Source organism: Cupriavidus sp. 09_S30 (genome assembly GCF_056930435.1).
Genome location: NZ_JBXOWI010000002.1, coordinates 1309757 through 1330572, shown reverse-complemented (window position 1 = coordinate 1330572; position 20816 = coordinate 1309757). Strand labels below are relative to the sequence as shown.

The 20816-nt window shown below is 68.6% G+C and carries 15 protein-coding genes; 10 read left to right on the top strand and 5 right to left on the bottom strand.

Annotated features, from left to right (window positions below):
* Positions 1-213: 213 nt before the first annotated feature.
* On the bottom strand, positions 214-1398 hold the full coding sequence (locus AC1Z3O_RS26060) for an FUSC family protein (protein WP_483518898.1): 1185 nt from the start codon (positions 1396-1398) through the stop codon (positions 214-216).
* Positions 1399-1615: 217 nt separating this feature from the next.
* Positions 1616-2512 (bottom strand): LysR family transcriptional regulator, encoded by an 897-nt coding sequence (locus AC1Z3O_RS26055; RefSeq protein WP_483518896.1) that lies wholly within the window; start codon positions 2510-2512, stop codon positions 1616-1618.
* 177 nt (positions 2513-2689) lie between these two features.
* Here AC1Z3O_RS26055 and AC1Z3O_RS26050 point away from each other — a divergent pair, with 177 nt between their 5' ends.
* Complete coding sequence (locus AC1Z3O_RS26050; protein ID WP_483518894.1) at positions 2690-3463, top strand: sulfite exporter TauE/SafE family protein; 774 nt, start codon at positions 2690-2692, stop codon at positions 3461-3463.
* A 64-nt stretch (positions 3464-3527) separates the two neighbouring features.
* Here the strand turns inward: AC1Z3O_RS26050 and AC1Z3O_RS26045 are convergent, their stop codons facing one another.
* Complete coding sequence (locus tag AC1Z3O_RS26045; RefSeq protein ID WP_483518893.1) at positions 3528-4424, bottom strand: HD-GYP domain-containing protein; 897 nt, start codon at positions 4422-4424, stop codon at positions 3528-3530.
* A 174-nt stretch (positions 4425-4598) separates the two neighbouring features.
* Positions 4599-5294 (bottom strand): TetR/AcrR family transcriptional regulator, encoded by a 696-nt coding sequence (locus AC1Z3O_RS26040; RefSeq protein WP_483518891.1) that lies wholly within the window; start codon positions 5292-5294, stop codon positions 4599-4601.
* 249 nt (positions 5295-5543) lie between these two features.
* On the opposite strand from AC1Z3O_RS26040, the gene AC1Z3O_RS26035 reads away from it, so the two are divergent.
* From AC1Z3O_RS26035 to AC1Z3O_RS26015, 5 genes are read left to right on the top strand one after another with little or no spacing between them, the layout of a single operon-like run.
* A complete protein-coding gene (locus AC1Z3O_RS26035; RefSeq protein ID WP_483518889.1) occupies positions 5544-7298 on the top strand; it encodes a PHA/PHB synthase family protein in 1755 nt (584 codons plus the stop codon).
* Positions 7299-7301: 3 nt separating this feature from the next.
* Positions 7302-8846: an efflux transporter outer membrane subunit gene (locus AC1Z3O_RS26030; RefSeq protein ID WP_483518887.1), complete on the top strand. Its 1545-nt coding sequence runs from the start codon at positions 7302-7304 to the stop codon at positions 8844-8846.
* Positions 8847-8861: 15 nt separating this feature from the next.
* On the top strand, positions 8862-9929 hold the full coding sequence (locus tag AC1Z3O_RS26025; RefSeq protein ID WP_483518885.1) for an HlyD family secretion protein: 1068 nt from the start codon (positions 8862-8864) through the stop codon (positions 9927-9929).
* The gene (rbbA, locus tag AC1Z3O_RS26020) at positions 9926-12673 is read left to right on the top strand and encodes a ribosome-associated ATPase/putative transporter RbbA (protein WP_483518883.1); all 2748 of its coding nucleotides are present in this window, start codon (positions 9926-9928) and stop codon (positions 12671-12673) included. The genes AC1Z3O_RS26025 and rbbA overlap by 4 nt, the downstream gene beginning before the upstream one ends.
* Before the next feature lies 1 nt (position 12674).
* Positions 12675-13823 carry an ABC transporter permease gene (locus tag AC1Z3O_RS26015; RefSeq protein ID WP_483518881.1) on the top strand — a complete coding sequence of 383 codons (1149 nt, stop codon included), beginning with the start codon at positions 12675-12677 and terminating at the stop codon, positions 13821-13823.
* 400 nt (positions 13824-14223) lie between these two features.
* Here the strand turns inward: AC1Z3O_RS26015 and AC1Z3O_RS26010 are convergent, their stop codons facing one another.
* Positions 14224-14949, bottom strand: a complete 726-nt coding sequence (locus AC1Z3O_RS26010; protein ID WP_483518879.1) for a TetR/AcrR family transcriptional regulator — start codon at positions 14947-14949, stop codon at positions 14224-14226.
* Between the two features lie 250 nt (positions 14950-15199).
* Here AC1Z3O_RS26010 and AC1Z3O_RS26005 point away from each other — a divergent pair, with 250 nt between their 5' ends.
* From AC1Z3O_RS26005 to AC1Z3O_RS25990, 4 genes are all read left to right on the top strand, one after another.
* Positions 15200-16927, top strand: coding sequence for an AMP-binding protein (locus AC1Z3O_RS26005; protein ID WP_483518877.1), 1728 nt, complete (start codon positions 15200-15202; stop codon positions 16925-16927).
* Positions 16928-17013: 86 nt separating this feature from the next.
* Complete coding sequence (locus AC1Z3O_RS26000) at positions 17014-18195, top strand: isovaleryl-CoA dehydrogenase (protein WP_483518875.1); 1182 nt, start codon at positions 17014-17016, stop codon at positions 18193-18195.
* Positions 18196-18326: 131 nt separating this feature from the next.
* On the top strand, positions 18327-19934 hold the full coding sequence (locus tag AC1Z3O_RS25995; RefSeq protein ID WP_483518873.1) for a carboxyl transferase domain-containing protein: 1608 nt from the start codon (positions 18327-18329) through the stop codon (positions 19932-19934).
* A 26-nt stretch (positions 19935-19960) separates the two neighbouring features.
* The gene (locus tag AC1Z3O_RS25990; RefSeq protein ID WP_483518871.1) at positions 19961-20749 is read left to right on the top strand and encodes an enoyl-CoA hydratase/isomerase family protein; all 789 of its coding nucleotides are present in this window, start codon (positions 19961-19963) and stop codon (positions 20747-20749) included.
* Positions 20750-20816 lie beyond the last annotated feature (67 nt).

The following is a 20816-nucleotide window of genomic DNA, read 5'->3' as shown; positions in this document are numbered from 1 at the left end:
AGAGCGCACCGGCGGCAGGCGTCGTCCAAAACGACGATTCTGCGCGCCCGGCCAGTCCGCTGAATCATTGAAATGGGAGGTGAAGGACATGCCATGCGGGAATCAGCGCTAGGCGCAAAGCGCAGCAATAGCACGGCTATTGCGAGCATTTGCAACGACGCGATGAGCCCGCATGGCATGGCAGGCACCGACCAATTTCAGTGATTCAGTGGACTAGCCCAGGCGCGGCAAGTAGCGGAAGGCGAGGAGCACCGGTTCGAGCAGCACCATGCCGAACAGGATGCCGAACAAGCGTTGCAGGCCGGGGCCGACAGCGGCATCGGCATAGCTGTCGGGCACCAGTACGACCAGGAAGGCCAGCACGAACTGCGTGCCCACGTAGGCAATGCCGACCGGTCCGTTCTCGACGTGGCGGCCGGCGGCCACGCCCAAGGCCACGGCGGCGGTCATGGCAAGCGGCTGGTGATGGGTCAGCAGCAGCGCCAGCGCGGCGACCAGGCCGCCGGCGCAGCAACCGAGGAAGCGGTGCAGCAGTCGCGTCGAGATGGTTGCGTGCGCGCCCGGTCCGGACGCCAGGCTTGCCGCCGGCACCATCATCACCGCCATGATGGTAATGCTCGACTGGCTCAGCGCGCTGACGCCCAGCCAGCGCCATGCCCAGGGAATGAGGGCTAGCGCCAGCGCCGCCTGCAGCACATGCGCCGCGGCGGCCCGGTGCCAGAGCAGCCACGGCCGCCGCGCTATCGCCGGGCGGCTCACGGGCCCCAGCAAGCGGCGCAGCGTCAGCGTCGACACGGCGCTGACCAGCACGCACGCGGCGGTGCCGATGCCGACCTCGGTCAGGCGCGCGGTGGCGAACGACAATGCGCTGCCGGGATGCTGTATGGCGTCGATCAGCACCATGCAGAACGTCAGCCCGGTGAACAGCCAGGCGTAGCCATACCGCCCCACCAGCGCGAAATACAGTGTCAGCGCGCCGACCGCAGCCAGCGCCGCGCTGGCCAGCAGCGGCGGCCATAAGGATGGCGCGGCGCCGGCCCCCGGCACGCCCGCCGCCAGGCCCCCGGCCAACTGCCACGCCAGCGCCGCGCCCGCGCCGGTACCGACCACGCGCAGGATGCCCCGGCGCAGGCTTTCCGCCACGTGCGAGCGCATCACCATATAGCCGCTGAACGCCGCCCAGCCGACATTGGTGCCGCCCAAGCGATGCGAGCAAGCGATGGCCAGCAGCACCGACAGCACGGCTTCGGCCTCGTCCACCAGGCGCGGGCCGAAGCGCGCCGCCCCGGCGAAGTCGCGCGCCAGCGCCGCGCCCACGACGCGCAGGTCGGCCAGGGCCGCGGACGCCGTGGCTGCCTTGCCGTCTCCGGCGCGGACATCGCGTTTCTCACCCGTCATGGATAGCTCGGCTCTTGGGGAGCGTGCCGGCACGGAAATCCGCAAGGGCCCGCCTGGCCACGCAGCGCTCCCGAGAAAAACGCCGGGAAGTTCTGGCAGCGTCCGCCGGCACTTGGCACTTGGTATTCGGCAGTGACGGGGCAGATCCGCGCCTGGCAGCGGTTGCATCAGAGACAGCATAGACAGGATCGGGCCCGCCTGCCCTTCCCACCTGGCGTCAGCCGCGCGGCGCGCCCGTCAGCAGGTGCTGTATCAGTTGCCGGGTGTGCGCCGGCAGCGCGTCCAGGTCGCGCACGCAGAGCAGCAGCTTGCGCGCGGCCCAGGGGTCGCTCAGCGGGATGCGCTTGATGCCGGCGGAGCGGGCGCAGCGCACGGCCACGGCTTGCGGCACGATGCCGACGCCGATGCCCGCGCCGACCATGCGGCAGATCGCCTCCAGGCTGCGCAGCCTGACGCGGTAGTTGAGGCGCCGGCCTTGGCGCCGGGCATGGTGCTCCACATGCTCCTGCAGGGCGCTGCCCTCCGACAGCCCGACGAACGGCTGGTCGACGACGTCGGCCAGGCTTGCGCTGGTGCGCGTGGCCAGCGCGTGGCCACGCGGCACGATCAGCGCAAGCGGGTCGGCCCGGAAGACGAAGGACTGCAGGCCGGTGAGGTCGGCCGCGTCGGAGACCACGCCGATATCGCAAAGCGCGTTGTGCACGGCATCGACGATCTCATAGCTGACCCGCTCCTCCAGATCGACCGAAATCTGGGGATGCTCGGACAGAAAGCCGCTCAGCGCCTGGGGCAGGTGCTCGCTCAGCGCCGAGGTGTTGCAGAGCAGCCGGATATGGCCCTTGAGGCCCCGGCCATAGCCGGCCAGTTCGCCCTGCAGGCGGTCGACCTGGTGCAGCACCAGGCGCGCCTGCTGCGCCAGCGTGTGGCCGGCGGCAGTCGGCCGCACGCCGCGCCGCTCGCGCACCAGCAGGGGCGTGCCCAGCGTCTCCTCCATGCCGCGGATGCGCTCGCTGGCCGAGGCCAGCGTCATGTGGGTGGCTTCGCCCCCGGCCGTGATGCTCCCCGCCTCGAGGACGTTCAGGAAGAGCCGCAGGTCGGTCAGGTCGAAGCGCATGCCGCCACCTTATCACGCCATGCCTCAGGCTGCGCCTGAGCCACGCTTAGCAACTTCCAAATTTTCAGAGCCTGCCCCGCCCGCCACAATGGGCTTCAGGATGCCGCCAGCGCTGGACCCCGCGCGCCGCGGCGCTCCACGCGAAGCCCCCACCCCCGCGCCATGCGCCCGCTTTCCATGATGCTTGCTCAAACCCTATCCATTGCAGACACTGCGCCGCTGCTGGCCGCGGCTGCGGTGTTCGCCGTGGCCGGCATCGCCAAAGGCGTGGTCGGCCTGGGCCTGCCCACGTTCTCGATGGCCCTGCTGGCCCTGATGATGCCGCCCGCGCAGGCGGCTGCCCTGCTGATCCTGCCGTCTCTGTTCACCAATGTCTGGCAAGTCCGGCCCTGGTCCACGCTCGGCCCCTTGGCGCGGCGGCTCGCGCCGATGCAGCTCGGGGTCTGCGCCGGCACGCTGGGCGGTGCCTGGCTGCTGGGCGCACCCGCCGGCATGTGGGCCGGCATCGCGCTAGGCTTGGCGCTGGTCGGCTACGCCGCCTGGAGCCTGGCCGGCGCGCCGTTGTCCGTGCCGCCCCGCCTGGAACGCTGGCTGGGTCCCGCCACCGGCGTCGCCACAGGGCTCGTGACCGCCGCCACCGGCGTGTTCGTGATTCCCGCCGTGCCCTATCTGCAGGCACTGGGTCTGCGGCGCGATGAACTGATCCAGGCGATGGGACTCTCCTTCACCGTCTCCACGCTGGCCCTGGCGGCGGGTCTCGCCCTCAACGCCCGCTACACCGGCGTGGTGCTGGGCGAATCCGCGCTGATGCTGGCGCCCGCGCTGGCCGGCATGGCAGCTGGCCAATGGCTGCGCCAGAGGCTGTCGCCCGCGGTATTCAAGCGCTATTTCCTTGGCACGCTGATCGTGCTTGGCGTGCACATGGTCCTGCGCGACGTGCTCACGCTTTGAGCGCCCGCTTGGAAATGGCCGCAGCCGGCCTTGCGTGATCGCTTTGCGCGCCTGCGCCCTATGCCTATCCGCCCGCGCCGTACCGCAGCCTGCGCTGCGCGAGGTCGGTGGCCACCCGCGTCGCCAGGCCGAGGTCCGCCGGCGTCAAGCGGTAGAAGGCGGCGACCGCCTCGGTATCGCTGTCCAGGTCGACCAGTGCGTCGGCCGCGGCGCGCGCGCGCCGGATCTGGGTGAAGCCGTCCAGGAAGGCGCTGACCGCATCGGGGTCGAAATGCGTGCCACTGCCGCCGGCAATGATCGAGCAGGCGTCGTCTTCTGTCATGCGGGGCCGGTAGCAGCGCGACTCCGTCATCGCGTCGAATGCGTCGGCCACTGCCACGACCCGCGCGGCCAGGGGAATGGCATGGCCGGCGAGCCTGGCCGGATAGCCGCTGCCGTCGAAGCGTTCATGGTGGTGGCGCGCGATCACTGCCGCGTACTGCAGCAGTTCGTCCGTGCTGGAGGCCAGCGCTTGCGCGCCGATCTCCGTGTGCTGTTCCATGATGCGCCACTCCTCCGGCTCGAGCTTGCCGGGCTTGAGCAGCACGTGATCGGGAATGGCGAGCTTGCCCAGGTCATGCACCGGGGTCGCCAGCCGGATGCGCAACTGCTCGGCTGTATCCAGTGCCATCAGCTCGGCGAGGCAGGCAGCAATCTGCGCGGTGCGGATCAGATGCCCGGAGGCGCCCGGGTAGCGCGCGCACCCGGCCAGCGTCAGGCTGGCCAGCGTGACAATGGCCTGGTGATTGCCGATCGCCGGCCCGGCGTGCGGAACGGGCGGGGTGTGCAAAGCGTGCGGGGTGGGCGGAGCTGGCGGGGCATGCGGCGTGTGCGGGGCGCTAGGCTGGGCCATCGCCATCGGAGCGCCGGTCCTGCCGCCTTCGTTGTCGCACGGCCTCGGGGGGCGACCGTCGACTGTCATTTGCCGCCTCCGAAGCCGGCGGCTGCTGTTGTCATCATCTTGTTCTTGCTTGCTACGTTCTTCCGTCTGCGCGAGGGTGGGCAAGCCCGGGCCCCGTCGCGAGGCTGCGCAGTGTAGCAGTGCCCTGCGCCGGGCGGGAACCCGCGCGGGCGGGAAATCGCCGATTCGGGCCACCTATGGGCCGATGCCTTGATGTGGATCAAGCGGCACTCTAATTGCGGGCGGTGCCAACAGTTCGCAGCACATCTCCACATGCGCCTGCCGCCGCTGCGCCAGTTCGATATCGCTGAGCGGGCCGGCCACGATCGCCATCACGACAGTCGCCACGATAGGCGAGAGCAGCAGCCACGGATGGCGCATGGCCACGCTCTGGCCGCACAGGCCGCGCTGCACGGCCTGCGCCAGCAAGCGGCCGACGTCCGCATGCGAGCCGTCGAGCGATGCGCGCCGCCAGCGTTCTATCACCTGCGGCACCCGTGCGCTTTCCGCGAGCAGCAGCCGCATGGTCCCGATCATCGCGGGATTGGCCAGGCTCCCGTAGAGGTGGGTGACCAAGCGTTCGGCGAATTGCCGCGTCGTTTCCACCCCGTCGAGCAAGGCCGCGGCATCCAGCGGTTGCGGTGCCAGGTGATTGTCGAGCAGAGCCTGCAGCACCTCCTCTTTGCTGGCGAAATGCACATACAAGCCACCCTTGGACAAGCCAGCGCCGCGCGCAATGTCCTCCATCCGCGTGTCGGCGTAGCCGTGTGCGGAGAATGCCTGCAGGGCGGCATCCAGTATCTGTTCGATGCGCAGTGCGGATGGCAGCCGCTTGCGGCGGCTCGCCTCGCTCGCTGTGGCTGGGATTGCGTGGGGATCTTGCTGCAGCATGACAGGACGGCACCTCGGCCGGCTGGGTGCACAATGACAATGGATGCCTGCATTAGAAACTGACTGGTCGGTCACTAGCTTGATACCAATCAAGGTTCGGCTGCGCGCTTTTCGTCACAATGCAGGCATGCACACGACAACGCGTGCCCCGGGCGCGCCGGCCAGGCCGAGAGCCTCACCGACGCCGCAATGCCAGCCAGCCGGGCGGCGCTCGCCGCGCAGCTGGCGCAGATCTGGAGCCGATTCCGTATGAGCACATCTTCCGAACGGCCTGAACGCGACGCCACCGCGGCCGCGCTCGACACCGCGGCGCGCGGCGCCTTTGCGCGCCTGACGGGCTCGCTGTCACCCGCGGCTGGCGCGCTGGCCTGGCTTGACTGGGCCTCCCACCTGGCGATGGCGCCCGGCAAGCGCCTCGAACTGGCGCAGCACGTAGTACACGAGGCCGCCGAACTGAACCGCTACCTGGCCGACTGCCTGGCCGCCGGACCCGGCGAAGCGCGCGCCTGCATCGTGCCACCAGCGCACGATCGCCGCTTTGCGGACCACGCCTGGCGGCAATGGCCCTTCAATCTCTGGCACCAGCGTTTCCTGCTGACGCAGCACTGGTGGGAAGAAGCCACCCGCAACGTCCCCGGGGTGGAACCGCATCACGCCCAGCTGGTGGCCTTTGCCGCCCGGCAGTGGCTCGACATGCTATCGCCAGGCAACCAGCTCGCGACCAACCCGGTGGCGTTGCGCCGGACCCTGGAGGAAGGCGGCGCCAACCTGCTGCGCGGCGCGCAGCATGCCTGGACTGACGTCATGCGGCGGCTCGCCGGCCAAGGTCCGGCGGGCGCCGAGCAATTCCGCCCAGGCCGCGAAGTCGCGATCACGCCAGGCAAGGTGGTGTTCCGCAACAAGCTGATCGAGCTGCTGCAATACAGCCCCGCCACGGGCAAGGTGCGCCCCGAGCCGGTGCTGGTGGTGCCCGCCTGGATCATGAAGTACTACATCCTGGACCTGTCGCCGGCCAACTCGCTGATCCGCTACCTGGTCGGGCAAGGCTACACGGTGTTCTGCGTGTCCTGGAAGAATCCCGGCGAGAGCTACCGCAACGTCGGCATGGACGACTACCTCACGCTCGGCGTGCAGGCAGCGCTCGATGCCGTCAGTGCCATCGTGCCCAAGGCCCGCGTCCATGCCACCGGCTACTGCCTGGGCGGTACGCTGCTGGCGCTTGCCGCCGCCACCATGGCGCGCGACGGCGACTCGCGGCTGGCCAGCCTGAGCCTGTTCTGCGCGCAGACCGACTTCAGCGAACCGGGCGAGCTCGGACTCTTCATCGACGAGAGCCAGGTCAGCCTGCTCGAGGCGCAGATGGCCCGCACCGGTTACCTGACCGCCCGCCAGATGGCCGGCGCCTTCCAGATGCTGCGCCCCTATGACCTGTTTTGGTCGCGCATGGTCAACGATTACGTGCTAGGGCAACGCCGGCCGATGTCAGACCTGATGGCATGGAACGCCGATGCCACGCGCATGCCGGCGCGCATGCATTCGGAATACCTGCGCCGGCTGTTCCTGAACAACGATCTGGCGGAGAACCGCTACCCGGTCGGCGGCCGGCCGGTGATGATCGGCGACCTGCGCCTGCCGATCTTCTGCGTCGGCACCGAGACGGACCACGTCGCGCCATGGCGCTCGGTCTACAAGCTGCACTACCTGTCGCAGGCGCCGCTGACCTTCTTGCTGACCAGCGGCGGCCACAACGCCGGCATCGTCAGCGAGCCCGGTCATCCGCGCCGCAACTACCGCATGCTGTGCCGCCCGACCAATCAGGTCAGCATGACGCCCGACGAATGGCTGCAGGCCGCGCCGACGCAGGCCGGTTCCTGGTGGCCGGAATGGAGTGCGTGGCTGGACAGCCAGTCCGGCGCGCCGGTGAATCCGCCGCATATGGCGGCGCCGCGCCGCGGCTACCCAATCCTGGGCGATGCACCGGGCACCTACGTGCTGGAGAAGTAGGCAATGCCATATCGTCCGCATCTGCCGGCGCTTCCGGCATGCGCCGGGAGGCTGTTGCCTGCCACCCTGCTGAGCGTGCTGCTGGCAGGCTGCATCTCGCTGGCGCCACCCTACCAGCAGCCCGCGCTGCCGGTGGCCAGCACCTACTACGAGCCGACCCAGGAAACGGATGGCGGCGGCACGCCCCTGCCGGCGGCCGCCGCGGTGACCTGGCAGTCGTATTTCCAGGATCCGGCGCTGCGCCGGCTGATCACCGCCGCGCTCGCCAACAACCGCGACCTGCGCATCGCCGTGCTGCGCGTCGAGGAAGCCCGTGCCGCCTACGCGATCCGGCGCGCGGACCTGTTCCCGACCGTCAGCGCACAGGCCGGCGGCACGCGTGCGCACACCCCGGGCGACCTAAACCTGACTGGCCGGCCGCTCACTGCCAGCCAGTACCAGGTCAGCCTGGGCGTCGCCGCCTGGGAGCTGGACTTCTGGGGCCGCGTGCGCAACCTGAAGGATGCCGCGCTGGAGAACTTCCTGGCCACCGACGCCGCGCGGCAAGCCTTTACGCTCAGCCTGATCGGCGAGGTCGCCGACGCCTACCTGACGCTGCGCGAGCTCGATGAGCGGCTGGCGCTGACCCGCGCGACCATCGCCAGCCGCGGCGAGTCGCTGCGCATCTTCCGCCGCCGCTATGAAATGGGCGCCATCACCAAGCTGGACCTGACCCAGGTGGAAGCGCTCTACGAGCAAGCCAAGGCACTTGGCACCGAGCTGGAACTGGTGCGCGCCCAGCAGGCGCACGCGCTTGAACTGCTGGTCGGCACGCCGCTGGCGCTGCCGCAGGCCACGGACCGGCTCGACGACGACGCCGTGCAACGCGACCTGCCGGCCGGCCTGCCCGCGGAGCTGCTCGACAACCGGCCGGACATCGTCGCCGCCGAGCACCAGCTGCGCGGTTCCAACGCCGATATCGGGGCGGCACGCGCCGCCTTCTTCCCGCAGGTGACGCTGACCGGCGCCTTCGGCACGGCCAGTGCCGAGCTGAATGGGCTCTTCATCGGCCCGAGCCGGGCCTGGAGCTTCGCCCCCAGCATCACGCTGCCCATCTTCGATGCCGGGCGCCGCCGCGCCGGGCTGGACCTGGCCGAGGTGCGGCGCGACCAGGCCGTGGCCAACTACGAGAGGACCGTGCAGGCGGCCTTCCGCGACGTCTCCGACGCGTTGTCCGCGCGCCGCTGGCTGGCCGAACAGGTGGTGACCCTGCGCGCCACCGTGGCCGCCCAGGCCGAGCGCGAGCGCCTGGCCCGCCTTCGCTATGACCACGGCGCCTCGCCTTTCCTGGAAGTGCTGGACGCCCAGCGCGACCTGCTGTCCTCACAGCAGCAACTGGTGCAGACACGGCGCGCACTGATCTCCAGCCGCGTCGCGCTCTACACCGCGCTGGGCGGCGGCGTGCGCGAACTGGATGCCGGCCCGACCGTCGCCCAGGCGGCCGCCCGCAAAGCGAACCCTACTGAAGCCCCGTCCGCCGCAGGCGCGCCGGACGCCGTGCCCCAATAAACGAGGTCAATCGTCATGCGCCTACCCGTCCGAAAACTGGTCCCCGCCGCACTCGTGCTGGCCGTGGCAGCCGCCGCCTACTATGGCTGGAAGCTGGTCGGCGACAAGGGCCCCGGTGAGGGCTTGATCAGCGGCAACGGCCGTATCGAGGCCACCGAGATCGACGTTGCCACCAAGCTTGCCGGCAGAGTCACCGCCATGCTCGTCACCGACGGCGAGTTCGTCAAGGCCGGCCAGCCCTTGGCGCGCATGCAGATCGACACGCTGCAGGCGCAGCGCGAAGAGGCCGTCGCGCAGCGCCAGCGTGCCATCAACAGCGTGGCCAGCGCCAAGGCCCAGGTCGCCCTGCGCGAAAGCGACAAGCGCGCTGCTGAAGCGATCGTGGTCCAGCGCGAAAGCGAACTGGACGCGGCCCGCCGCCGCTTCGCCCGCTCGGAGACCCTGTCGCGCGAAGGCGCGTCTTCGATGCAGGAGCTGGACGATGACCGCGCCCGCGTGCGCAGTGCGGACGCCGCCGTGAATGCCGCCCGCGCCCAGGTCACCGCCGCGGGTGCCGCGATCGACGCCGCCCGTGCCGAACAGACCGGTGCCCAATCGGCGGTGGCCGCCACCGAGGCCACCATCGCCCGCATCGATGCCGACATCCATGACAGCGAGCTGCGCGCCCCGCGCGACGGCCGCGTGCAGTACCGCGTGGCACAGGCCGGCGAAGTGCTCGGCGCCGGCGGCAAGGTGCTCAATATGGTCGACCTGGCCGACGTCTACATGACCTTCTTCCTGCCCGAGCAGGTGGCCGGCAGAGTCGCGCTGGGCGACGATGTCCACATCATCCTGGATGCCGCGCCGCAGTACGTGATTCCCGCCAAGGTCAGCTTCGTCGCCAGCACCGCCCAGTTCACGCCGAAAACGGTCGAGACCGCCAGCGAGCGGCAGAAACTGATGTTCCGCGTCAAGGCCCAGATCAGGCCCGATCTGCTCAGGCAGCATCTGCAGCACGTCAAGACCGGCCTGCCCGGCGTGGCCTGGCTCAGGCTGGATGCCAAGACGGAATGGCCCGCCAAGCTGCAGGTGCGGGTGCCGTGACCGAAAACTGCCAGCCCCCCGTCGTCCAGGTCGGCGGCGTGACGCTGCGCTACGGCCGCACGATCGCGCTCAAGCAGGTTTCGCAGGACATCCCGGCGGGCCGCATGGTCGGCCTGATCGGGCCGGACGGCGTCGGCAAGTCCAGCCTGCTGGCGCTGGTGGCGGGGTCGCGCGCCGTGCAGGAAGGCAAGGTCATGGTGCTGGGCGGCGACATGTCCAGCGCACGGCACCGCAATGCGGTCTGTCCGCGCATCGCCTATATGCCGCAGGGCCTGGGCAAGAACCTCTACCCGACGCTGTCGGTCGAGGAGAACCTGCAGTTCTTCGGCCGCCTGTTCGGCCACGACCGCGACGAGCGGCGCCGCCGCATCGACACCCTGACGCACGCCACCGGCATGCACGCCTTCCTGGACCGGCCCGCGGGCAAGCTGTCGGGCGGCATGAAGCAGAAGCTGGGTCTGTGCTGCGCGCTGATCCACGACCCCGACCTGCTGATCCTGGATGAGCCCACCACCGGCGTGGACCCGCTGGCGCGCGCCCAGTTCTGGGACCTGATCAACGGCATCCGCGTGCAGCGCCCCGGCATGAGCGTGATCGTCGCCACCGCCTATATGGATGAGGCACAGCGCTTCGACTGGCTGATCGCCATGGACGACGGCCGCGTGCTCGCCACCGGGACGCCGCCCGAGTTGCTGGCGCGCACCGGCACGGACTCGCTGGAGGCCGCCTTCATCGCCCTGCTGCCCGAGGAGAAGCGGCGCGGCCACCAGCCGGTCCAGATCCAGCCCCTGCAGGTGGACGAGAGCGCCGGGATCGCCATCGAGGCGCGCGACCTGACCATGCGCTTCGGCGACTTCGTCGCGGTGGACCATGTCAACTTCCGCATCCGCCGCGGCGAGATCTTCGGCTTCCTCGGCTCGAACGGCTGCGGCAAGTCCACCACCATGAAGATGCTGACCGGGCTGCTGCCCGCCAGCGAAGGCAAGGCCTGGCTGTTCGGCAAAGAGGTGGACCCGCGCGACATCGATACGCGCCGCCGTGTGGGCTATATGTCGCAGGCCTTCTCCCTGTACGGTGAGCTCACCGTGCGGCAGAACCTGGTGCTGCATGCGCGGCTGTTCCACGTGGCGGAGGCACTGATTCGCGCACGCGTGAACGAGATGGTAGACCGCTTCGGCCTGCGCGAGGTGCTGGACACCCTGCCTGAAAACCTCCCCCTGGGCGTGCGCCAGCGGCTTTCGCTGGCGGTGGCGATGGTGCACAAGCCCGAGCTGCTGATCCTCGACGAACCGACCTCCGGCGTCGACCCGGTGGCGCGGGACAACTTCTGGCGCCTGCTGATCGCCTTGGCGCGCGATGACCGTGTCACCATCTTCATCTCCACCCACTTCATGAACGAAGCCCAGCGCTGCGACCGCATCTCGCTGATGCACGCGGGCCGCGTGCTGGTCAGCGACACGCCGGACGAACTGACGCGCACGCGCGGCAGCGCCACGCTGGAGGAAGCCTTCATCGCCTATCTCGTCGATGCCGGCGCCGGCACGCAGGGCGGCGTGCAGGAAGCCGAACCGGCCGAGGCGCTGGAGATGTCCGCCGCGTACGCCCCCAGGCCGTCGCGCCGCTTCAGCCTGCGCCGGGCGCTCAGCTATATGTGGCGCGAGTCGCTCGAGCTGCGCCGCGACCCGGTCCGGGCCACGCTGGCGCTGGCCGGCTCGCTGCTGCTGATGTTCGTGATGGGATTCGGCATTAGCATGGACGTCGAAGACCTGCACTACGCCGTGCTGGACCGCGACCAGTCTGTGATGAGCCAGAACTACGCGCTCAACCTGGCTGGCTCGCGCTACTTCATCGAGCGCCCGCCGATCACCGACTACGCTCAGCTCGACCGGCGCATGCGCAGCGGCGAACTCTCGCTGGCCATCGAGATCCCGCCTGGCTTCGCGCGCGACGTGCAACGCGGCAAGACCGTGCAGATCGGCATGTGGATCGACGGCGCCATGCCACAGCGGGCCGAGACCGTGCGCGGCTACGTGCAGGGCATGCACCAGGGCTGGCTGGTGGAGCAGGCGCGCGAGCGGCTGGGCCAGAAGGCCGCCGCGCCGGTCACGGTCGAGGCCCGCTTCCGCTACAACCCCGACGTGCGCAGCCTGCCGGCCATGGTGCCGGCGGTGATCCCGCTGCTGCTGCTGATGATTCCCGCGATGCTGACCGCGCTGGCGGTAGTACGCGAGAAGGAGCTGGGCTCCATCATCAACCTCTACGTGACGCCGGTGACGCGGCTGGAGTTCCTGCTGGGCAAGCAGGGTCCCTACGTGCTGCTGGCCCTGCTGAACTTCCTTCTGATGACACTGCTGGCGGTGACGCTGTTCGACGTGCCGATCAAGGGCAGCTTCGCCACGCTGCTGCTCGCCGCGGCCATCTTCAGCGTGATCTCCACCGCCATCGGCCTGCTGGCATCCACCTTCACGCGCAGCCAGATCGCGGCGCTGTTCTTCACCATGATGGGCACCATGGTGCCGGCGGTGCAGTTCGCCGGGCTGCTGAATCCGGTGTCCTCCCTGGAAGGCAGTGGCCGGCTGATCGGCCAGATCTACCCCGCCACCTATATGCTGACCATCAGCCGCGGCGTGTTCAGCAAGGCGCTGCACCTGTCCGACCTGCACGGCGCCTTCTGGCCCTTGCTGGTATCGGTGCCGGTGATCCTGGGCGCCGCGGTGTGGCTGCTGAAGAAACAGGAGACCTGAGATGGGCCGCCCGACGCCCTTCCGGCTGCGCCATGCGGCCAATATCTACCGCCTCGGCGTCAAGGAGCTGTGGAGCCTGGCGCGCGACCCCATGATGCTGATCCTGATCGTCGTGGCCTTCACCGCGATGATCTACTCGGCCGCCACGGCCATCCCGGAGACGCTGCACATGGCGCCCATCGCGGTGACCGACAACGATGGTTCACCGCTGTCAGCGCGCATCGTCTCGGCCTTCTACCCGCCGCACTTCGGGCATCCGGTCATGGTGACGCCGGCCGAGGCCGATGCCGGCATGGATGCCGGCCGCTACACCTTCGCCATCGACATCCCGCCCAACCTGCAGCGTGACGTGCTGGCGGGGCGCCCCGCCGAGATCCAGCTCAACATCGACGCCACGCGCATGAGCCAGGCCTTCACCGGCAGCGGCTACATCCAGCAGATCATCAGCGACGAGGTCAGCGAGTTCGCGCGCCGCTACCGCGCGCCCGCCGAGCTGCCCGTCGACCTGGCGGTGCGCACGCGCTTCAACCCAAACCTGACCCAGTCCTGGTCCGGCGCGTTGATGGAGATCATCAACAATGTCACCATGCTCTCGATCATCCTGACCGGCGCCGCGCTGATCCGCGAGCGCGAGCACGGCACCATCGAGCACCTGCTGGTGATGCCGGTCACGCCCACCGAGATCATGCTGGCCAAGGTCTGGTCCATGGGACTGGTGGTGCTGGTCGCCGCGGGCTTCTCGCTGACCTTCATCGTGCGCGGCGCGCTGCATGTCCCGATCGAGGGCTCGATGTGGCTTTTCCTCGCCGGCGCCGCGCTGCACCTGTTCGCCACCACCTCGATGGGCATCTTCATGGCCACGCTGGCGCGCAGCATGCCGCAGTTCGGCATGCTGCTGGTGCTGGTGATGCTGCCGCTGCAGATGCTCTCGGGCGGCAGGACGCCGCGCGAAAGCATGCCGGTCTTCGTCCAGGACATCATGCTGGCGGCGCCGACGACCCATTTTGTCGAGCTGGGCCAGGCCATTCTCTACCGCGGCGCGGGCATGGGCGTGGTGTGGAAGCCTTTCCTCTTCCTGCTGCTGATTGGCAGCGTGCTGTTTGCCTTCTCCCTGGCGCGGTTTCGCAAGACGCTCAGTCAGATGGCGTGAGCGTCTTCTCCTCGCGTTCTTCCTTGAGCGGATCTTTGCCTGCGGATCTGTCTCGCTGGCTGGGGCTGGGGTTGGGTGGGTTGGTTTCACGCGAAAGCCCTCGCCATCACGCTTGTTGTCTCCCCTCTCCCGCTTGCGGGAGAGGGGCCGGGGGTGAGGGCAGGCGCTTGCATGCAGCGACGTGCCGGACCACACCATCGGCCTCGTTTTAGCGTTGGCGTGCTGGATCACACCGACGGCTTCGTCTTGGCCTTACCATGCTGGACAACACCGACGGCTTCGTTTGTGCGTGGTGCCTTGCTAGACCACCCCTCACCCCGGCCCTCTCCCCATGAGGGGAGAGGGGGTCAAGACACTATGCTTGGCCAACGGCGTTGGCGCATCCTTTGGCTTCGGCCGCTCAGGCCGCTCCCTCCCCGCCCGGCGCCGCCTTGCCCTGCTCCACCCGGCGCAGCGCCGCCCCCACCTCACCGTAGAACTGCTTCAGCGCCGCCGCCTCGAGGTCGGGCGGCAGCAATGCCGGCCATAGCAGCGCGACGAGGTTCTGCGCCGTCTTTTCGATATCCACCGGACGCCCGCCGACCACCGCGTCCCAGAGCACGTGCTCCATCGGGCCAAGGATGGCCGAGCGCAACAAGCTCAAGGGCAGGTCGGCGCGGATCTCGCCGGCCTCCCGCGCCCGCGCCAGCAGCTCCATCAACGGCGCCGTATAGCGCCGCTGCAGCGGCAGGAAGACATCGCCCAGGCCTTGGCCCTTGGCGCGCCCCTCGGACAACACGAGCGCGCACAGGCCGGTGCCCTGGATCAGGAACAGGCGCAGGTGGGTGTGCACGAAGAACTCGAGCTGCACCTTGGTACTCTGCCCGCGCGGCATGCCGGTCTCGATCGCCGCGATGATCTCGTCGTACCAGTCCTGGATCACGCGCGCGCACAGCTCCCGCTTGCTGTGGAAGTACGTGAAGATGGTGCCTTCCGAGATGCCCAGCCGCTGCGCGATCTCGGTGGTGGTGGTGCGATCGTAGCCGAACTCGGAGAACACCTCGCGGCTGACCCGAAGGATGTCCCGTATGCGTTGCTCTGCCTTGGCGCGCGCGGGAACGCGGCGCCCGACCACGGTGTCGTCCATCGAACTATCCTTGTTGCGTGGGCAGCCGGCCGGGTGCGGCGCCCGCCGCACCGCGCCTGCTCCACGCAGTTTGTTGAATGCCACTCAATTTTGCATTTGCAATTTCGCCGACGTCGGTGTAATTTTACCCCGTTGACGACGGAACAAACGCAGCATACAGCAAAAAATAAAGCAGTCAGATTGCCGTAACATAGTTGAGACACACTCAAGATTCAACGGCAAGCACGCAATCTGCAATCTGGAGACGACTATGACCGAGACCACGCGCACCGAGACAGCCGTGGGGCTACCCGTGGATGGAATGGCGCACGTCAAGGGTGACACGCGCATCCCGCTGTCCGAGCAGACGGTTCCCGACTTCCTCGCGGCCACGGCCGCACGCTTTCCCGACCGTCCGGCCGTGGTATTCCGCGAACAAGGCGTGCGCTGGACCTGGCGGGAGTTTGCCGCAGCCGTTGACGCCATGGCCGCCGGCCTGATGGCGCTGGGACTGCAACGCGGCGACCGGGTCGGCATCTGGTCGCCCAACCGGGTCGAATGGCTGCTGACCCAGTTCGCCACCGCACGCGCCGGCCTGGTCATGGTGAATATCAACCCCGCCTACCGCCTGGCCGAGCTGGAATACGCGCTGAACAAGGTGGGCTGCAAGGCGGTGATCGCGGCGGAGGCCTTCAAGACCTCGCGCTACCTCGAGATGCTGCAGACACTGGCGCCGGAGCTGGCCACCAGCGAGCCGGGCGCGCTGCAGGCCGTGCGCATGCCGGCGCTGCGCTGGGTGATCCGCATGGGTGAGGCGCACACGCCCGGCATGCTCAATTTCGACGAGATGGTCGCCCGCGGCGCCACGGTGCCCCGCGCTGACCTGGACGCCGTCACGGCCACGCTCGACCGCAACGACCCGATCAACATCCAGTTCACCAGCGGCACCACCGGCGCGCCCAAGGGCGCTACGTTGACGCACCGCAACATCGTCAACAACGCCCGCTCCATCGCCATGGCGATGCGCTTCTCCGAGCAGGACAAGCTGTGCATTCCGGTGCCGCTGTATCACTGTTTCGGCATGGTGCTGGCCGTGCTGGCCTGCGTGTCCACCGGTGCCTGCATGGTGTTCCCCGGCGAGGCCTTCGACCCGGTCGCCACCATGGCCGCGGTCAGCGAGGAACGCTGCAGCGCGCTGCATGGCGTGCCGACCATGTTCATCGCCCAGCTCGATCACCCGGATTTCTCCAAGTACGACTTCTCCACGCTGCGCACCGGCATCATGGCAGGCGCCCCCTGCCCCATTGAGGTGATGAAGCGCGTGATCAAGGACATGCACATGGCCGAGGTCACCATCGCCTACGGCATGACCGAGACCAGCCCCGTCTCCTTCCAGAGCGCCACCGACGACCCGCTGGACAAGCGCGTGTCCACGGTGGGCCGGGTGCTGCCCCATCTGGAATGCAAGGTGGTCGACATCGACGACCAGGTGCTGCCCGTCGGCGCCACCGGCGAACTCTGCACGCGCGGCTACTCGGTCATGCAGGGCTATTGGGACGATGAGACCCGCACGGCGGAGGCCATCCGCGACGGCTGGATGCACACCGGCGACCTGGCCACCATCGATGCCGACGGCTATTGCAATATCGTCGGCAGAGTCAAGGACATGCTGATCCGCGGCGGCGAGAACGTCTATCCGCGCGAGATCGAGGAGTTCCTGTTCCGCCATCCCAAGGTGCAGGCGGTGCAGGTGTTCGGCGTGCCCGATCCCAAGTATGGCGAGGAAGTCTGCGCCTGGATCGTCCTCAAGCCCGGCCAGAGCGCCACCGAGGACGAGATCCGCACCTTCTGCCGCGACCAGATCGCGCACTACAAGATCCCGCGCTACATCCGCTTCGTCGACGAAATGCCGATGACCATCACCGGCAAGGTGCAGAAGTTCGTCATGCGCGAGCGCATGACGGCGGAGCTGCATCTGAACGAACCGAAGACCGCCTGAACCGGGCGGCCTGCGAAGGACTGCCAGAAAGCCAGATAACAAGCCGACCTGAGCCGGCGCCCAACCACTTACGAAAGCACACGACCATGACCGAACTACCCGGACTGAAATTCGACCTCGGCGAAGACATCGAGATGCTGCGCTCCAGCGTGCGCGCCTGGGCCCAGGCCGAGCTGGCCCCGCGCGCGGCCGAGATCGACCGCACCGACCAGTTCCCGATGGACGCCTGGAAGAAGATGGGCGACCTCGGCGTGCTGGGCATCACGGTGGCCGAGGAATACGGCGGCGCCAATATGGGCTACCTGGCCCATATGATCGCCATGGAGGAAATCAGCCGCGCCTCGGCCTCGGTCGGCCTGTCCTACGGCGCGCACTCCAACCTGTGCGTGAACCAGATCCACCGCAACGGCACGCCGGCCCAGAAGGCCAAGTACCTGCCCAAGCTGGTGTCGGGCGAATGGATCGGCGCGCTCGCCATGAGCGAGCCCAATGCCGGCTCCGACGTGGTCAGCATGAAGCTGCGCGCCGAGCTCAAGGGCGACCGCTACGTGCTCAACGGCACCAAGATGTGGATCACCAACGGCCCCGACTGCGACGTGCTGGTGGTCTACGCCAAGACTGAGCCCGAGCTGGGCGCGCGCGGCATGACCGCCTTTATCGTCGAGAAGGGCATGAAGGGCTTCTCGGTGGCGCAGAAGCTGGACAAGCTGGGCATGCGCGGCTCGCACACCGGCGAGCTGGTATTCCAGGACGTGGAAGTGCCGGTGGAGAACATCCTCGGCGCCGAGAACAGCGGCGCCAAGGTGCTGATGAGCGGACTGGACTACGAGCGCGCAGTGCTCTCCGGCGGCCCGGTCGGCATCATGCAGGCCTGCATGGACGTGATCACCCCTTATATCCACGACCGCAAGCAGTTCGGCCAGAGCATCGGCGAGTTCCAGCTGATCCAGGGCAAGGTGGCCGATATGTACACCACCCTGCAGGCCGCCCGCAGCTACCTGTACACGGTGGGCAAGAACCTGGACTCGCTGGGCAGCGACCACGTGCGCCAGGTACGCAAGGACTGCGCCGCGGTGATCCTGTACACGGCGGAAAAGGCCACCTGGATGGCCGGCGAGTCGGTGCAGATCCTCGGCGGCAACGGCTATATCAACGAGTACCCGGTCGGCCGCCTGTGGCGCGACGCCAAGCTGTATGAGATCGGCGCGGGCACCTCGGAAATCCGCCGCATGCTGATCGGGCGCGAGCTGTTCTCCGAAACCATGTAAGCCATGGGCGCGGCGCGCCACGAAGCGTCGCGCCGCCGCCCACGCTGATAGCCGCCACCCCGAACCGGAAGCAGCCGGCGACGCCCGCCCCGAGTCGCCCCCCGAGCCGCCCAAGAATCGCACGAGACCCCATGCCCATCCTCGAATCCAAGCTCAATGCCCGCGCCGAGGCCTTCAAGGCCAATGCCGAGGCCATGCAGGCCCTGGTGGCCGACCTCAAGGCCAAGATCGCCAAGCTCGCCGAAGGCGGCGGCGAGGCCGCGCGCGACAAGCACCTGGCGCGCGGCAAGCTGCTGCCGCGCGACCGCGTGCAGCAGCTGCTCGACCCCGGCACGCCCTTCCTCGAACTGTCGCAGCTGGCAGCCTACGATATGTACGACGATGCCGCGCCCGGCGCCGGCATCATCACGGGCATCGGCCGCGTGGCCGGCCAGGAATGCGTGATCGTCTGCAACGACGCCACCGTCAAGGGCGGGACCTACTACCCGCTGACTGTCAAGAAGCACGTGCGCGCGCAGGAGATCGCCGAAGAGAACCACCTGCCCTGCATCTACCTGGTGGACTCGGGCGGCGCCAACCTGCCCAACCAGGATGACGTGTTCCCGGACCGTGACCATTTCGGCCGCATCTTCTACAACCAGGCCAACCTGTCCAAGCAGGGCATTCCGCAGATCGCCGTGGTGATGGGCTCCTGCACCGCGGGCGGCGCTTACGTGCCGGCGATGAGCGATGAGTCCATCATCGTCAAGAACCAGGGCACCATCTTCCTGGGCGGCCCGCCGCTGGTGAAGGCCGCCACCGGCGAGGAAGTCAGCGCCGAAGACCTGGGCGGTGCCGACGTGCACACCCGCCTGTCCGGGGTGGCCGACTACTTCGCGCAGAACGACCTGCACGCGCTGTCGCTGGCGCGCAATATCGTGCAGCACCTGAACCGCCGCAAGCCCGACCAGATCCGCCTGCACGAGCCGAAGGAGCCGCGCTATCCGGTGGAAGAGCTGTACGGCGTGATCCCCACCGACACGCGCAAGCCCTATGACGTGCGCGAGGTCATCGCGCGCATCGTCGACGATTCCGACTTCGACGAGTTCAAGGCCCGCTACGGCACCACCCTGGTCTGTGGCTTCGCCCGCATCTGGGGCTATCCGGTCGGCATCATCGCCAACAACGGCATCCTGTTCTCGGAATCGGCGCTCAAGGGCGCGCACTTCATCGAGCTGTGCTGCCAGCGCAAGATCCCGCTGGTGTTCCTGCAGAACATCACCGGCTTCATGGTGGGCCGCAAGTACGAGAACGAAGGCATCGCCCGCAACGGCGCCAAGATGGTGACGGCAGTCGCCACCGCCCAGGTGCCGAAGTTCACCGTGATCATCGGCGGCTCCTTCGGCGCCGGCAACTACGGCATGTGCGGGCGCGCGTATTCGCCGCGCTTCCTGTGGATGTGGCCCAACGCCCGCATCTCGGTGATGGGCGGCGAGCAGGCCGCCAGCGTGCTGGCCACCGTGCGCCGCGACGGCATCGAGTCCAAGGGCGGCAACTGGAGCGCCGAGCAGGAAGAGGCCTTCAAGCAGCCGATCCGCGACCAGTACGAGCATCAGGGCCACCCCTATTACGCGAGCGCGCGGCTGTGGGACGACGGCGTCATCGACCCGGCCCAGACACGCACGGTCCTCGGGCTGGGGCTGTCGGCCAGCCTCAATGCGCCGATCGAAGACATGAAGTTCGGCGTGTTCCGCATGTGAGTGGCACCCATCTACAGGATCGCCCCATGGAATTCACCACCCTCACCGTCACTACCGCCCACCACGTCGCCACGGTCACGCTGAACCGGCCGGACGTGCGCAACGCCTTCAACGAGACCGTGATCGCCGAGCTCACGGGCGCCTTCCGCGCGCTGGGCGCGGAGCCCGAGGTGCGCGCCATCGTCCTGGCCGGCAACGGCCCGGCCTTCTGCGCCGGCGCCGACCTGAACTGGATGAAGAAGATGGCCGGCTACTCCAACGAGGAGAACCATGCCGACGCGCTCACGCTGGCCGAGATGCTCTACACCATCTGGTCCTGCCCCAAGCCGGTGATCGCCCGCATCCATGGCGACACCTACGCCGGCGGCGTCGGCCTGGCGGCGGCCTGCGACATCACCGTGGCGGCCGACCATGCGCACTTCTGCCTGTCCGAGGCGCGCCTGGGCCTGCTGCCCGCCACCATCAGCCCCTATGTGATCCGCGCCATGGGCGAGCAGGCGGCGCGCCGCTACTTCATCACGGCCGAGCGCTTCGACGCCGCCGAGGCGCTGCGCCTGGGCTTCGTCCATGCCGTGGTCGGCGCCGACGCGCTCGATGCCAAGGTCAACGAGATCAGCGCGGCGCTGGTGGCCAACAGCCCGAACGCGGTACGCGAAAGCAAGCGCCTGGTGCGCGAGGTGGCCGGCCGCCCGATCGACGACGACCTGCTGGGCGACACCGCCGAGCGCATCGCCGCCATCCGCGCCTCCGACGAAGGCCGCGAAGGCGTGCGCTCCTTCCTGGAGAAACGCACGCCAAGCTGGCGACCTGCCTGAGCCTGCGCCCATCGCCGCCTTTCCTCCCCTCTCCCGCCTGCGGGAGAGGGACCGGGGGAGAGGGCCG

Excerpts from the sequence above, each read along its gene's own strand:
- AC1Z3O_RS26060 (WP_483518898.1), bottom strand. The coding sequence starts at position 1,398 with ATGACGGGTGAGAAACGCGATGTCCGCGCCGGAGACGGCAAGGCAGCC.
- AC1Z3O_RS26055 (WP_483518896.1), bottom strand. The coding sequence starts at position 2,512 with ATGCGCTTCGACCTGACCGACCTGCGGCTCTTCCTGAACGTCCTCGAG.
- AC1Z3O_RS26050 (WP_483518894.1), top strand. The coding sequence starts at position 2,690 with ATGATGCTTGCTCAAACCCTATCCATTGCAGACACTGCGCCGCTGCTG.
- AC1Z3O_RS26045 (WP_483518893.1), bottom strand. The coding sequence starts at position 4,424 with ATGACAGTCGACGGTCGCCCCCCGAGGCCGTGCGACAACGAAGGCGGC.
- AC1Z3O_RS26040 (WP_483518891.1), bottom strand. The coding sequence starts at position 5,294 with ATGCTGCAGCAAGATCCCCACGCAATCCCAGCCACAGCGAGCGAGGCG.
- AC1Z3O_RS26035 (WP_483518889.1), top strand. The coding sequence starts at position 5,544 with ATGAGCACATCTTCCGAACGGCCTGAACGCGACGCCACCGCGGCCGCG.
- AC1Z3O_RS26030 (WP_483518887.1), top strand. The coding sequence starts at position 7,302 with ATGCCATATCGTCCGCATCTGCCGGCGCTTCCGGCATGCGCCGGGAGG.
- AC1Z3O_RS26025 (WP_483518885.1), top strand. The coding sequence starts at position 8,862 with ATGCGCCTACCCGTCCGAAAACTGGTCCCCGCCGCACTCGTGCTGGCC.
- AC1Z3O_RS26015 (WP_483518881.1), top strand. The coding sequence starts at position 12,675 with ATGGGCCGCCCGACGCCCTTCCGGCTGCGCCATGCGGCCAATATCTAC.
- AC1Z3O_RS26010 (WP_483518879.1), bottom strand. The coding sequence starts at position 14,949 with ATGGACGACACCGTGGTCGGGCGCCGCGTTCCCGCGCGCGCCAAGGCA.
- AC1Z3O_RS26005 (WP_483518877.1), top strand. The coding sequence starts at position 15,200 with ATGACCGAGACCACGCGCACCGAGACAGCCGTGGGGCTACCCGTGGAT.
- AC1Z3O_RS26000 (WP_483518875.1), top strand. The coding sequence starts at position 17,014 with ATGACCGAACTACCCGGACTGAAATTCGACCTCGGCGAAGACATCGAG.
- AC1Z3O_RS25995 (WP_483518873.1), top strand. The coding sequence starts at position 18,327 with ATGCCCATCCTCGAATCCAAGCTCAATGCCCGCGCCGAGGCCTTCAAG.
- AC1Z3O_RS25990 (WP_483518871.1), top strand. The coding sequence starts at position 19,961 with ATGGAATTCACCACCCTCACCGTCACTACCGCCCACCACGTCGCCACG.